This is a genomic window from Phyllobacterium sp. LjRoot231, from assembly GCF_964253365.1.
Lineage (GTDB): Bacteria > Pseudomonadota > Alphaproteobacteria > Rhizobiales > Rhizobiaceae > Phyllobacterium.
The window spans coordinates 3267884-3280949 of sequence record NZ_CAXUQT020000001.1 but is presented as its reverse complement, the minus strand read 5'-3'; the positions used below and the strand labels follow the sequence as shown (position 1 = coordinate 3280949).

Below are 13066 nucleotides of genomic sequence, written 5' to 3'. Positions count from 1 at the left end.
TCACGTCATTGAACTTTCGTTCAACATCGTCGCTAATCATCGTTGCTGGCGTTCAACTGCTGTGGCGTCAAACCTTCATCGGTTATCCTGCAGGCCAGCGATTGTGCCAGGATCAACCGGCTGGACTTTAGCAGAGGCGCATTGGCCGCGCGCACCTTGGCCAGGCGCGGATTATTCTCATGGGCCGTCACTGCCGCTTCATTCGCGTAAAGCTCGTTGACCATGACCTTGTTGGGAATGGGCGTTCCGTTGCGCTCGATTGGTTTGATGACCTCGAAACGCAGGCAACCGGGCTCCTCTTCCAATGTCTTGCGGGCATGCTCGCGGATGAGCGCAGTGAATTCCTCTTCGCGGCCTTCATTCGTTTCGAATTCAACGATAATCGTCAATGCAGTCATAAAAATTCAGCCTCCCTATCCTGCAAAGAGGTCTATCAGCCACCAAACGACAAATCCAGACAGCGATGAAATGAAAGCGCCTGTTTTATAATGATTTTATAGGGAACGTTGCTTTCTGGCATAATAGAGAAGGCCCGCGCCGATCACCATCGTCAGCACTCCTATAGTGATCCATCGGGTTTGGCCGACCATGAAACTTCCGCCGATAAGACTGAGACCCTGAAGCGCCCAGATTGCGCCCATGATGATAAGAAGCACCGCAACAACAGATAAAATGATCTTCATGGTCCCGCTCTCCTTTCATCATTGCAGGATATCATGCCCGCCTGGATTCCTTGCTAAAAATCGATCTCGATTTTGAGCCTATGAACGAGGGGCCGGATGAGAACAAAAAGCCGGAACATCCGCCGTGCCGGGACGGTGTCCTGTCATTCGCCACATTTTTCAGTTGCCAGCAAGTGCGCTACAATCCCCCAATGGAAGGAAACTCCCATGAACACAGTTTCAAATAACCTCGGATCGGAGCTTGAGATGGTGAATGTTATGTTGAACCGTCACACCTGGGTCGTGGTTGCAGATAGCGAAAAAGCGCTTTTCCTGTGCAACGGGAGGGACATGAAGAATGTCCAGCTCGGCATCATTCACCAAATGCACCACTCCAATCCTGCAACCCGTGAACAGGGCAGCGACAGGCCCGGACGTTTTTCCAGTGGACCGGGTCTGGGTCGCAGCGCTGTGGACGATACGGACTGGCACGCAATTTCCAAGAAGCGCTTTGCCAAGGAGATCGCCGACGCGCTCTATGGCCACGCGCACAAGGGCGAGTTCGAACGACTGGTTATCGTTGCACCGCCGCTTATGCTGGGCGAAATGCGCCAGGAATTTCACAAAGAAGTTTCTGACAGGATCGTCAGCGAAATACCCAAAACCCTGACCAATCATTCGACCAACGATATCCAGGCGATTTTGGAAGAGAGTTAGTTCTTTGGTCTTGAAATGAAGACTTTAGCCGGGAAAAAAAGCCAGTACTGACTTTAGAAGTCACATTGGACACGGAGCCTAGGGTCAGGACCTGCTAATAGGATCGAAATGGCACCTGAAACGGCAAGAGGATGCAGCGCATGTTCCGATCCGGCTCTTCGCCGGGTCGAAAGATACATGCGCCGCTTTTTTCTTTGGAGCATGGTCTTGTCCGAAAAGTCGAACAACTTTCCGGGACCATGCTCTGAGAAGCGTGAAGGGCGGGGTCTTTCCCCCGGCCGAACGGTTCGACACTGCAGCTTGCAGCCGTTTCGGCGTCCGGAGGATATGGTCTTTTCGCCCGGCAACATCGTCGCAAAGGCTCGAAAATGGATAAACATTTCCATCGCCTTTGCTCCTCGTATCCAAACGAAAAGCCTCATACCATTTCGACCAGATTAGCAGGTCCTGACCCTAGACAAGCAAAACCCCTGCCGGATCGGTAGGGGTTTCGCGAGTTGAGGCTTGATTTGGCTCTAACAAACTGGACTCTGGATAAGAATATCGCGCATCGTTTCAGTGCGGCGCAGGCTCAAGGTACCGCAACACTCAACCTCCCGGAATGCTAGCACATGTAGCGAAAATTTCAAGGTTCAGGTGGCAAAAAGTCTATTTTAACCTTGCCTTTAGCCGTTCGTTATCTTCTTCAAGCCGTTTAATTCTTTCCTCCAAAGCATTGATTGCCTTGAATACAGCAACGCCCATGCTCTTGAAATCACCGCTATGAATGGCAGCTTCGATCGCGTGTTTGGCATCTTCAATCGACATTGTTTTCTCCACTCACAATTGCTGTTCAGCTCATACGGAAAACCCAATCCTCAAGGGGCATGAGGATTGGGTCATTGTTGGCTTGTGGGGTTAGCCAAGACTGGTTTGGGGGAACCAGTGATATGGAAATGTTTTAGCGACGAATTGGTTCCGGAGAAATGAAAAAATGCTGATCTGAGTGGCAATACCGGAGGCTAATCCTCCACGAGTTCCAAGCTCGGGTAATCTGTGTAGCCTTTGGGGCCTTGCGTGTAGAACGTCGCCTTGTCCGCAGCATTGAGCGGTGCGCGCAGGCGCCAGCGTTCCGGCAGATCCGGATTGGCAATAAAAGCCTCGCCAAGAGCAACTAGGTCGGCTTTTCCCGCGGCCAGGACGTTATCGGCATCCGCTCGTTTAAAACCGCCGGCGCGAATGAGCGGTCCTTTGAAAGCAGCCCGAATGGCTGCCGCGGTGACTGGATAACCTTCCAGTTGGACGGGTGGTTCAACCATGTGTAGATAGGCCAAGCCGAGCGGATCGAGCAACCCGGCGATTTCCGCAAAGTGGCGAATGGGATCGCTATCGCTCATCCCCTGATAGGGATTGGTCGGAGACAGCCGAACGCCGAGACGGTTGACTGGCCAGTACAGTTTTATCGCGTCAATAATCTCCAACAGGAAACGGGCGCGATTTTCGACCGATCCGCCATAGGTGTCGGTACGGATATTGCTGCCATCGCGCAGGAACTGATCGATGAGATAACCATTGGCGCCGTGAATTTCGATGCCATCAAAACCCGCCGATTTGGCTCTGGCGGAAGCCGCTGCAAATTCAGAAACGATTGTGCTGATTTCAGGAGTCTCGAGTGCGCGCGGCGTTACATAGGGTTCCGGTCCGTTCGCCGTGTAAATTGTTCCGGTTCCTGCAAGCGCGGACGGGCCGACAGGTTGACGACCGTCCAGCAATTGCGACGGATGCGCGGTGCGCCCCATGTGGGAGAGCTGTACGAATATTGTGCCGCCGGCGCCATGGACGGCATCGGTGACCTGCCGCCAGCCCGCTTCCTGCGCGCCGTTGGTCAAACCTGGCCGGGTCGGAATGGCAATACCACTATGCGGATCGACTTCGGTAGATTCCGAGATGATCAGGGCCGCACTGGCACGCTGCGCATAATAGAGCGCGGTGAGTTCGCCGGGAATCTTGCCATGCAAGGCACGACGGCGGGTCATCGGCGCCATCACGATGCGATTGGAGAGCTTAAGGTCGCCGATAGTGAGCGGAGAAAACAGCGTGGCCATCGGTACATTCATTCAAGGATTGGGGAATTGTACTCTAGCAAAGAGAGGGCCTTGGGTCCAAGACCGGGGTACTATGATGGCAACAGATTGAAGAGGACTGCCACATGAAACGCAAAGGCGGTGACAAACAGCGCGACTCCGAAAGCACGATCCCCTGTGAAGCGGCGGCTGCCTCGGGCCAAACTGTGCGTGCTGATATAATCTGTTGAAGCCATCAGGATTCGTCCCTCGTTGCCGATAGCCTGATCTTCCGACATTCCATACACGATTAATACGATAGAGATTATAATTCTCCGCGCTTAAAGGGTAGCGTTTTGCGTTCGTGACGGAATTATTGGAACTATTTTCCGCAAGGTGCTCGATTATGAAACAGGAGGGTTCCGCCAATCACTGCTCGTGAAATCCGGCCGCCAACTCTGTTGAATTCGATTTCTCGAAATCCACGAAAATCGCAAAACAAAATCGCCAAAAGGGGCCAACTGGAGCAAAGAGCGGTCTGGTTCGAAGCACTCCTGATGTGCTGCAATGGAGGATGAGAGTCTTCCGTCGCATGCCAGCGGTTTGCGAAACAATCCAATGAATGAGGAAATGATGTCCGTTTTTCAGAGCGGGGCGCGTGCGGCCCACCAAGAGCTGACCGTGGAGGCCGACCTGTTCAAGGATTCGATGCGGCACCTGGCGGCGGCTGTGAGCGTCATTACAGTCGGGCGCGGCGCTGACCGGACGGGTTTCACCGCGACCTCGGTCTCGTCATTGGCCATAGAACCGCCCTCGGTGATCGTCAGTCTCAATCGCGATTCCTCGTCCTGGCCGGTCCTGCAGCGGCATGGCAGCTTCTGCGTCAATGTGCTGGCGCATGATCAACGCCACGTGGCCGACAGTTTTTCCGGAAGGGACGGTCAAAAGGGAGTGGAACGCTATCAGGGTGCGGATTGGCGGGAACTCAGTACAGGGACGATGGCGCTGGTCGATGCGCTGACTGTGCTCGATTGCGAACTCGACGACGCCATTGAGCGGCATTCGCATGGTATCCTGATCGGTAGGGTGAGGGCGGTGACGCTGCGCCGGAATGCCGAGCCGCTGATCTATTGGCACGGCGCCTACCGGTCTATCGGGACGCTCGGTGAAAAGTAGTAACTTAAAGGCGTCAGGTGACGATCGCAGTGATGGAGGACGCGATCAGCGCTACCGACGCAAACAAAATGAGCCCGTATAACCGCGGCTGATCGAAAATCACTGCGAAGCCAAGAAAAAACGCAGAGCATGCGGACGCCAGCGCGAAAAGGAAGGCGGGCTTGTCATCGGTAGTGATCGCAAAGGCCATCAGACCCGCAATGATAAGTGCACCGAAGACGATAAAGATCCAGGTCGCGAAGGTTTCGTAGCGGTCCATCGTGTGCTCTCCGGTCAGTCCATGCGCGTCTATTTCGATTACAACGGATATCAACAGGCAGTCAAATCCGAGCGCTGCGCTTGATCGCTGGATGGATCGGCACGACCTCGCCATCCCAAAGAATATCCTGTTGACGAGCGACAAGAATAAAGTCTTCCAGCGTACAAAAGTGAGACCAATTTACCACACCAGTAAATTTCGCGCCTATCATGTAAAACCCTAGGTTGCGTAAATATTGATCTGAAACTAGGTTTGCACTCGCCGATATCGTTGTTTGATCGCTGGGATTGCTTGGGTAGGAGGCAATTCCCTGTCACATGATCGCTATAGGGGGAAATTGCATGCCTTCGTTTGCTCGATGTACACGCATCTTCTGGCTTTCTTCTGTTTCCGTTCTACCTTTCTTTCTATCCAATCAATCCGCATTTGCAGCCTGTAACCTCGTTCCCACAGCAGGAAACGATGTTTATATTTGCGACAGCGGGACCGGCGGACCCTTGACGGATCCGGGGGGGAATAATTCGCTTACGCTTCCCACGGGCGGCACTGGTATCATCACCGGTCCCGTTACCTTCAGTACCGGTGTCGATACGGTCGTGATCAATTCCGGGACCATCAACGGCGATCTCAGCGAAGGCGGCGGCAATGATAGTCTTCAGCTGAATGGCGGTACGGTCAACGGCACAATTTTCCAGAATGGCGGCGTCGACAATTTCGTCATGACCGGCGGCGTGGTTCAAAGAGTGGAGCAGGGCAGCGAACTCGACACGGCGACAGTCAGCGGCGGCCGGATCATTGGCCAGTTCTTTGCCGGCGATTTCTTTACGATGACAGGCGGGCAGATCGGCGAGGTCAATCTCGAGCAGGCCAACAATGAAATGCGCATGTCGGGCGGTGTCATCGACCGCTTTGTGATTGCAACGCAAGGCCGCGACCTGCTGATACTTTCGGGCGGTTCTATCGGCACGTTCGTCAATCTCGGCAGCGGGGACAACCGCATCTTCATCTCCGGCGGCTCCATCGGCAGCACGGTCACCACGGCAGGCGGCAATGATCAGTTTACGTGGGACACGGCAGGTACGATCGGCGGGGCGATCAACCTCGGCGCGGGCAATGACACCGGAACACTGCAGAATCTCACCGAGGCAACCCTCTCGTCGACACCATCGATCAATGGCGGGGCCGGTACGGATACGCTGACCTTTGCCAATACGACGGCGACGACGGCGGGCAGATACATCAATTGGGAAAATGTCTCACTGACCAATGGATCTGCCTTCACGCTCGACAGCAATTTTGTCGTCGGCGACAGCGGAACGGGAACAGGCAGCTTTTCGATAGATAGCAGTAGCACGCTGTTTGCGGGCAATGGCGTCAATGCAGCAATCGCGCCTTTCACAGCGGGGCAACTCGCCGATGTGACCAATGCAGGGACGATCGATCTCACCAATGGTTCGAGTGGCGCAACCGATACATTCACCGTCCTTGGCAATTATACGGGCAGTGGCGGCGCGATCCGGTTGCAGACGGTGCTTGGCGATGATTCTTCGGCTTCCGACAAATTCGTGATTTCCGGCGGCACGGCGGCTGGAACGACCGGGCTTGCGGTGACCAATCTTGGCGGAGCCGGTGCGAGCACGGTACAGGACGGCATTCTCGTTGTTGAGGCCGTCAATGGTGCAACCACCGGCGCGTCGGCGTTCAGCCTGAGCAATTCCGTCGCGGCGGGGGCCTTCGAATATTATCTCTTCAAGGGCGGTGTTTCCGCGGGAAGCGATGAGAACTGGTATCTGCGTTCAACCCTTGTGGCTGGCAGTGAGAATCCGACCGCGCAGCCCGGACCTGACGCCATTGAGCTGCCAGGACCGGGCGTTGAACCGCCTAATTCTGGTGCGACACCTGTGGTGGCTGAACCGGGTGCAGTAATTCCGCTTTATCGCGTCGAGGTTCCCGTCTATTCGGTCGTTCCTCCCGTTGCGCGTCAATCCGCATTGGCGACCCTCGGAACATTTCATGAAAGACGCGGCGAACAGGGAGTGGTCAATTCCCGCGAGAACTTCTCGGCCGCCTGGGGCCGTGCCTTCGGCCAATCGACCGAGCAAAGCTGGAACGGAACCGTTGATCCATCCATCGACGGAAACCTCTATGGAATCCAGGCTGGTCTCGATATTCTCGGTTGGGAGCACGACAACGGGCACCGCGATATTGCCGGTCTGTTCTTCGGCTATTCCAATCTCGATGCGGATATCAAGGGCCAGGCGCTCGGATGGAACGGTCTGAGTGTCGGCAGCGTCAATCTTGATACGACGAGCTTCGGCGGCTACTGGACGCATATCGGCCCGGGCGGATGGTACCTGGATGGCGTTCTGATGGGATCGTGGTTTGGCGGCGACGCGACCTCCGATCGCGGCGTCGGCATCGACATCGACGGCACCGGCTTTACTGCCTCGCTGGAAGGCGGTTATCCAATTGCTCTATCCGAAAGCTGGACGATCGAGCCGCAAGCGCAATTGATCTGGCAGAACATTTCACTTGACGATCAATCGGACGCCTTTTCCGATGTCTCATTCGACAATGATGACGGCTTTACCGGCCGGCTCGGCTTCAGAATGCAGGGGAAATATCAAACCTCTGCCGGTCTGTTCCAGCCCTATGTCAAAGCCAATCTATGGCATGGTTTCAGCACCACCGACTCTGTGTTCTTCGGCCCGGATGCAATCAGCACCGAAGGTGAGTCCACTTCGCTGGAGCTAGGCGCCGGTATCGTTCATGATTTTACCGAGAAGGTCAGCGCATTTGCCGTCGCGGATTACACATTCGATGTCGATGGCCCCGAGCAGAAGATATTCGAGGGCAATATTGGCCTGACCGTCAAATGGTGATCAGGGTCAGGACCTGTTTTCCTAGTCCCTGCGGACAAATCGCAGGAAGCCAACGGCCCCGACCCGCTGGCTTGTTGGTCGTCAGAGGGATGGTGAATGCCGTCACTCACCGGCACCTCGTCAAAATCGAAGGGGCTGATCCCCTCAAGACAGGCAACATTGACGCCGTACTCATTCGGATTGGACCGGCGCTGATGATGCGTGTAGATACCGCATTGCGAGCAGAAATAGTGCTTAGCCGTCATGGTGTTGAACTGGTAGACGCTAAGCGTGTCTTCGCCTGCAAGGAAATCGATGCCGCCGACTTCAGCCGTTACGGCGACAGCGCCGCGCATCCGGCAAAAGCTGCAATTGCAACGACGTGTTGTGCGGAGCCCATTCGTCAGCCTGACATGGAAACGCACTGATCCGCAGTGGCAAGCGCCGTCGATTTCAGCGATATCAATATCCATTATTGGCCCCTGATTGTCTGTCGCAGATTTGGTAGCAAACAAGGCGTCCTATATCAAATCAAGGCGGGAAATCCGTCTACAGCGCCTCATTTCGGATCAGAATGTGGTACATTATTCCCCGATGCGAACGGCTTGGTTCGCTTGAAGAACGGGCACTGCCGGCACCTCGCTGGCAATCCCAAAGAGGGAGTGAATGACCATGAAGACAATATTGATTGCAATGGGAATACTCGCCGCCACCAGTCTGTCGGCTTTCGCTGCAGAACCAGCGAAAATGATGGATACGAAGATGGGCAAGGTATGGGCGACCGAGAAGGGCATGACGCTCTACACGTTCGACAAGGACAAGGACGGCAAATCGAATTGCGATGAAAAATGCCTGAAGAACTGGCCGGCGTTCCACGCCAGCAAAGGGGCCAAGGCCGAAGGTGAATGGACGCTGGTCAAAGATTCGGCCGGCAAGGAGATGTGGGCCTACGAAGGCAAGCCACTTTATACGTTCGCCAAGGACAAGAAAGCTGGCGATATGGAGGGCGATGGCGTCGGCGGTGTCTGGCACGTGGCGAAGTAAGAAAACAGATTTGACATGACATGAAGGCGGCTCTTACGGGCCGCCTTTTCAGTTGCGCGTGCCGTCCTTCGATACCAGAGCAGAAATTCGCCAAACATGATGATATTGGTTAGGATGGCGGACATCGCATCCTGCGTTCTTCGGAGGGGAAAATCATGATTCTCAAGTCTTTGGCATGCTCTCTTGTCTTGGTATTTGCTTTGGCGGGCGCAAACGTTCAGGCCGCCGAGCGATGGGAAATGCTTCCCACACCCGCAGCCATGCCTGCGCCGGAGAAAAGCGGCACGGCGCCGGTCAATGGTATCGAGATGTATTATGCGGTGTATGGCAAAGGCGCGCCCGTACTCCTCATACATGGCGGTCTTGGCTACGCCGATATCTGGGGTGCGCAGGTGGCCGATCTTGCAAAAGATCACATGGTGATCGTTGCTGACAGCCGTGGTCACGGACGTTCGACACGCAACGCCGATCCTTACAGCTACGATCTGATGTCATCCGACTATCTGGCGCTTCTCGACTATCTGAAGGTCGACAAGACCGCGCTTGTTGGTTGGAGTGACGGCGGGATAATCGGGCTCGATATCGCCATGAACCACCCGGAGAGGTTGACAAAAGTCTTTGCCCAGGCGGCCAATACGAAAGTGGACGGTCTCAAGCCCGACGTCATGCAGAACAAGACATTTGCCGGCTACATTGATAAGGCAGGCGAAGTTTACAAGAAGATATCGCCAACGCCGGACCAATATGACGCCTTTGTCGAGCAGATCAGCGGCATGTGGGCAAGTCAGCCGAACTGGAGCGATGACGACCTCAAAAAGATCAAGACGCCGGTGGCAATCGTCCTTGGCGATCACGACGAGGCGATAACCCGCGAGCACACGGATTATATGGCCAAGACGATTCCGGGCGCCAAATTGGTCATCCTCGAGAATGCCAGTCATTTCGCCATGTTGCAGGACCCAGAAGGTTACAACAAAGCCGTGCGCGATTTCATCGACAAGTGACCCGGCTAGGCCGTTTTTTGCTCCTGTAGCCCCAACTCTTCCGCCATCTGCTTGCGGATCAGATATTTCTGGATCTTTCCTGTGACCGTCAGCGGAAAAGCTTCGACGAAACGGATATATCTGGGCACTTTGTAATGGGCGATTTGCCCGTGGCAAAATGCCTTGATCTCTTCCTCGTTGCCGTCTTCACCGGTCTTCAGGATGATCCAGGCACAAAGTTCTTCGCCGAACTTCGGGTCTGGAACGCCGACAATGGCAACGTCCTTGATCTTGACGTGGCGAAACAGATACTCCTCCACTTCGCGCGGATAGATGTTTTCACCGCCGCGAACCACCATGTCCTTTTGGCGCCCGACAATATTGCCATAACCCTCATCGTCGATGGTTGCGAGGTCACCGGTATGCATCCAGCCTTCCTCATCGATCGCTTCAGCTGTTTTCTCCGGATCGTCCCAATAGCCGATCATGACGGAATATCCCTTGGTGCAAAGCTCGCCCGGCGTGCCGCGAGGAACGGTATTGCCGTCAGCATCGATGACCTTGCATTCGAGATGCGGCTGAACACGCCCTATCGTCGAGACCCGCCGGGAAACCGGATCTTCGTCCGAACTCTGGAAACTGACAGGACTGGTTTCGGTCATTCCGTAGGCGATGGTGACATCCCGCATGTGCATGCGATCAATGACCTGCTTCATGATCTCGATAGGGCAAGGTGAGCCCGCCATGCATCCCGTCCGCAAGGATGAAAGGTCGAAGCGTTCGAACTCCGGATGCCCGAGTTCGGCGATGAACATGGTCGGCACGCCGTAGAGAGCCGTGCATCGCTCAGCCTCGATTGCGCTCAAAACTGCCAGCGGGTCGAAAGCTTCGGATGGGTAGACCATCGTAGCGCCATGGACGACGCAACCAAGATTTGCCATGACCATACCGAAACAATGATAGAGCGGGACGGGGACGCAAAGCCGGTCGCCGGGACGCAGGCCAACGCTGCGGCCAACGAAAAAACCATTGTTCAGGATATTGCGATGGGAGAGCGTCGCGCCCTTCGGCAAACCCGTTGTACCGCTGGTGAACTGAATGTTGACCGGATCCATGCAAGTCGTTGTTCTGTCACGCTCTGTGAGTTCGGCGCAATGGTCCTCAGTTGCAAGTTTGGATACATCGTCGAATGCTATCCAGCCGAGGCGCGGGTGCCCTCCAATCAATATGACATGCCTCAGATAGGGCAATCTGGAGGAATTTATCTCGCCTTCGCCGGACATTATTTCCGGAGCGAGTGTCTCGATCATTTCGGCATATTCGCTGGTCTTGAATCGCTCGAGAGCAACCAGCGCTTTTACGCCCACCTTGTTCAGCGTGTACTCGACCTCGGAGAGGCGATAGGCGGGATTGATATTGACGAGGATGAGACCGGCTTTTGCAGCGGCGAATTGGGTCAGGGCCCACTCGGCATTATTGGGCGACCATATGCCAATCCTGTCGCCGCGTTCAAGACCCAGCACTATCAGGCCAGCGGCGAAAGCGTCGGTTTTTGCTCTTAATTCGCTGTAGGTCCACCGAACGTTTTGATGGACGGAGACAATGGCTTCGGCTTCGCTCCATCGCGACGCCGCGCTGTCCAGTGCCTGGGATATGGTGGTTTCCAGCAATGGCGGCTCGTTGGCACCACGCACATGACTGAATTTATCGCTTCCTGCAGGATCGATGACTGGGCGCATGACATTCCTCCGAGGTCAAATGCACAGAATGTTAGAGCCCTTTCCGACCATACTGGCCGGAAAGGGCTCTACACCGTAATCCAATCAGCGTGGGATACCCACCGGCTTTATTGAAATGTAGCTCAAGCGTTGAGAGCGGTCCGCACCCGTTCGGCCAAATCGTTCAGCCTGTCAGCAGGATTGCGGCCGATCAGCATGTAGCCATGGGCTTGATCCGACCAATAGACCACATTCATGCCGCGTCGCCGCTCGGTTTGCGGAGCCGCGGCGCCTTTCGACGATTGAACGATGCAGAGTGCCATCGGTCCGTGTTCGGGATCGAGATAGGCGATCTGCCCAAGTGGCTTGCCGTCATACTGGAGAATCTGCGCGCGCTTGAGGGGGATGCCAGGCAGAGACACCGCTTCCACGGGCAGGGCAAGGCCAAGCTTGTCGCCGACATTACGCAATTGCGCGTTCTGCGATTGTTCATCGCTTGTTAGATTGGCCAGCGTCTCGGGTGTGTAAAGCGACAAATATTCCGCGACAACCGCCCGCCATTCCGATCCGTCGCGTTCGCTAGAAACGTCCTGCATTCCAATATAGGCGCGATCAGCGGCCACGCCGACAAAGACGAATGCGATCGCCGCCGCCATGAAACCGCGGCGGCTCCAGTCCCTCGGGACCGGTTCAGCGGTGACTGACGCCGGGAGGCCGCTCAGAATGGCTTCAAGCTTTGCCGTCGGGGCGTTTTCGAGCAACGGCTGGAAAGCATCGTAAAAGGCCATTTCACTGCGCGAGAGGAATTCGTACCGGGCACCGACAGCCTTATCGGTTTTGACAAGAGTATCAATCCGCGCGCGCTCTGCGCCCTCGAGTTCGCCGTCGAGAAACGCGACCAACATTTCGTCGGAGGGCATTTCGGCGTGTTTCAGATCAGTCATCATTTCCCTCCTTTCATTTGTTTGGCGATCATATTTGGATCGGCGTTTTCGGCGAGTTTCGCGCGGGCAGAGGCGAGGCGGCTCATGACAGTACCGATCGGTACGTCAAGGACCTCCGCGACCTCGCGATAGGACAGACCCTCGACATAGGCGAGAAATACAGCGGTTCGCTGCGCCTCGGGCAATTCATTCACCTGGCGCAAAACCTGATTGGCCATGACGTGCGTTTCGGTCTCCTGCTCGCCGTCGAAGGAAAGTGTTACATCGGCATCGACGAAACCATTGCCCATGCGGATGCGGCGCGAGCGGACCTCATTGAGCCAGATCGAATGCAGGATCGAGAACAGCCAGCGATCGAGCCTTGTTCCGCTCGTGAACTGGCTGGCCCGCTCCAGTGCCCGCACACAGGTCGCCTGCACGAGATCATCCGCAACATCGCGCTGGCGGGACAGCACAATGCCGTACCGCCAGAGCCGGCCGAGATACTGGGCAAGACTCGCCCGGATTTCGTGTTCGCTCGCGATGATTGCCTCCGTCCAGACAAGTCCGCTGCGGACATCCGGCGCTGACGACAGGTTTGGTTTCGCCCGACTATAAGCAGAAAGTTGGAGATGAGCGATGGTCACTTTGATCCCTTCTTTGTGAACGAGTCACGACCGT

13 protein-coding genes and 1 pseudogene are annotated in these 13066 nt (G+C 55.5%); 5 read left to right on the top strand and 9 right to left on the bottom strand.

What is annotated here, in order from left to right; translation table 11 throughout:
- Positions 1-32 precede the first annotated feature (32 nt).
- Together ACSQ3H_RS16170 and ACSQ3H_RS16165 are read right to left on the bottom strand one after the other, a co-directional pair.
- Complete coding sequence (locus tag ACSQ3H_RS16170; protein ID WP_436117987.1) at positions 33-398, bottom strand: putative quinol monooxygenase; 366 nt, start codon at positions 396-398, stop codon at positions 33-35.
- 96 nt (positions 399-494) lie between these two features.
- The gene (locus ACSQ3H_RS16165; RefSeq protein ID WP_436117986.1) at positions 495-683 is read right to left on the bottom strand and encodes a hypothetical protein; all 189 of its coding nucleotides are present in this window, start codon (positions 681-683) and stop codon (positions 495-497) included.
- A 207-nt stretch (positions 684-890) separates the two neighbouring features.
- On the opposite strand from ACSQ3H_RS16165, the gene ACSQ3H_RS16160 reads away from it, so the two are divergent.
- Positions 891-1379 carry a host attachment family protein gene (locus ACSQ3H_RS16160; protein ID WP_436117985.1) on the top strand — a complete coding sequence of 163 codons (489 nt, stop codon included), beginning with the start codon at positions 891-893 and terminating at the stop codon, positions 1377-1379.
- Between the two features lie 648 nt (positions 1380-2027).
- Here the strand turns inward: ACSQ3H_RS16160 and ACSQ3H_RS16155 are convergent.
- Both ACSQ3H_RS16155 and ACSQ3H_RS16150 read right to left on the bottom strand, forming a co-directional pair.
- Complete coding sequence (locus ACSQ3H_RS16155; RefSeq protein WP_436117984.1) at positions 2028-2186, bottom strand: hypothetical protein; 159 nt, start codon at positions 2184-2186, stop codon at positions 2028-2030.
- A 194-nt stretch (positions 2187-2380) separates the two neighbouring features.
- Complete coding sequence (locus tag ACSQ3H_RS16150; RefSeq protein ID WP_436117983.1) at positions 2381-3463, bottom strand: alkene reductase; 1083 nt, start codon at positions 3461-3463, stop codon at positions 2381-2383.
- 591 nt (positions 3464-4054) lie between these two features.
- Between ACSQ3H_RS16150 and ACSQ3H_RS16145 the strand changes: the two genes are divergently transcribed.
- A complete protein-coding gene (locus ACSQ3H_RS16145; protein ID WP_436119472.1) occupies positions 4055-4597 on the top strand; it encodes a flavin reductase family protein in 543 nt (180 codons plus the stop codon).
- Positions 4598-4610: 13 nt separating this feature from the next.
- Here ACSQ3H_RS16145 and ACSQ3H_RS16140 read toward each other — a convergent pair whose 3' ends face one another.
- Positions 4611-4856 carry a hypothetical protein gene (locus tag ACSQ3H_RS16140; protein ID WP_436117982.1) on the bottom strand — a complete coding sequence of 82 codons (246 nt, stop codon included), beginning with the start codon at positions 4854-4856 and terminating at the stop codon, positions 4611-4613.
- 497 nt (positions 4857-5353) lie between these two features.
- Between ACSQ3H_RS16140 and ACSQ3H_RS16135 the strand changes: the two genes are divergently transcribed.
- Entirely contained in the window at positions 5354-7738 is a 2385-nt protein-coding gene (locus tag ACSQ3H_RS16135; protein WP_436117981.1) for an autotransporter outer membrane beta-barrel domain-containing protein, read from the top strand.
- A 21-nt stretch (positions 7739-7759) separates the two neighbouring features.
- Here ACSQ3H_RS16135 and ACSQ3H_RS16130 read toward each other — a convergent pair.
- Positions 7760-8190: pseudogene (locus ACSQ3H_RS16130) on the bottom strand (GFA family protein).
- A gap of 199 nt (positions 8191-8389) precedes the next feature.
- Here ACSQ3H_RS16130 and ACSQ3H_RS16125 point away from each other — a divergent pair.
- Both ACSQ3H_RS16125 and ACSQ3H_RS16120 read left to right on the top strand, forming a co-directional pair.
- Positions 8390-8761, top strand: coding sequence for a COG4315 family predicted lipoprotein (locus ACSQ3H_RS16125; protein WP_436119471.1), 372 nt, complete (start codon positions 8390-8392; stop codon positions 8759-8761).
- 155 nt (positions 8762-8916) lie between these two features.
- On the top strand, positions 8917-9765 hold the full coding sequence (locus ACSQ3H_RS16120) for an alpha/beta fold hydrolase (protein WP_436117980.1): 849 nt from the start codon (positions 8917-8919) through the stop codon (positions 9763-9765).
- A 5-nt stretch (positions 9766-9770) separates the two neighbouring features.
- On the opposite strand, the gene ACSQ3H_RS16115 is transcribed toward ACSQ3H_RS16120, so the two are convergent.
- The 3 genes from ACSQ3H_RS16115 to ACSQ3H_RS16105 all read right to left on the bottom strand — a co-directional run bounded on the left by ACSQ3H_RS16115 (position 9771) and on the right by ACSQ3H_RS16105 (position 13032).
- Positions 9771-11483, bottom strand: coding sequence for an AMP-binding protein (locus tag ACSQ3H_RS16115; protein ID WP_436117979.1), 1713 nt, complete (start codon positions 11481-11483; stop codon positions 9771-9773).
- A gap of 122 nt (positions 11484-11605) precedes the next feature.
- On the bottom strand, positions 11606-12409 hold the full coding sequence (locus ACSQ3H_RS16110) for an anti-sigma factor family protein (RefSeq protein ID WP_436117978.1): 804 nt from the start codon (positions 12407-12409) through the stop codon (positions 11606-11608).
- Complete coding sequence (locus tag ACSQ3H_RS16105) at positions 12406-13032, bottom strand: RNA polymerase sigma factor (protein WP_436117977.1); 627 nt, start codon at positions 13030-13032, stop codon at positions 12406-12408. The genes ACSQ3H_RS16110 and ACSQ3H_RS16105 overlap by 4 nt, the downstream gene beginning before the upstream one ends.
- Positions 13033-13066 lie beyond the last annotated feature (34 nt).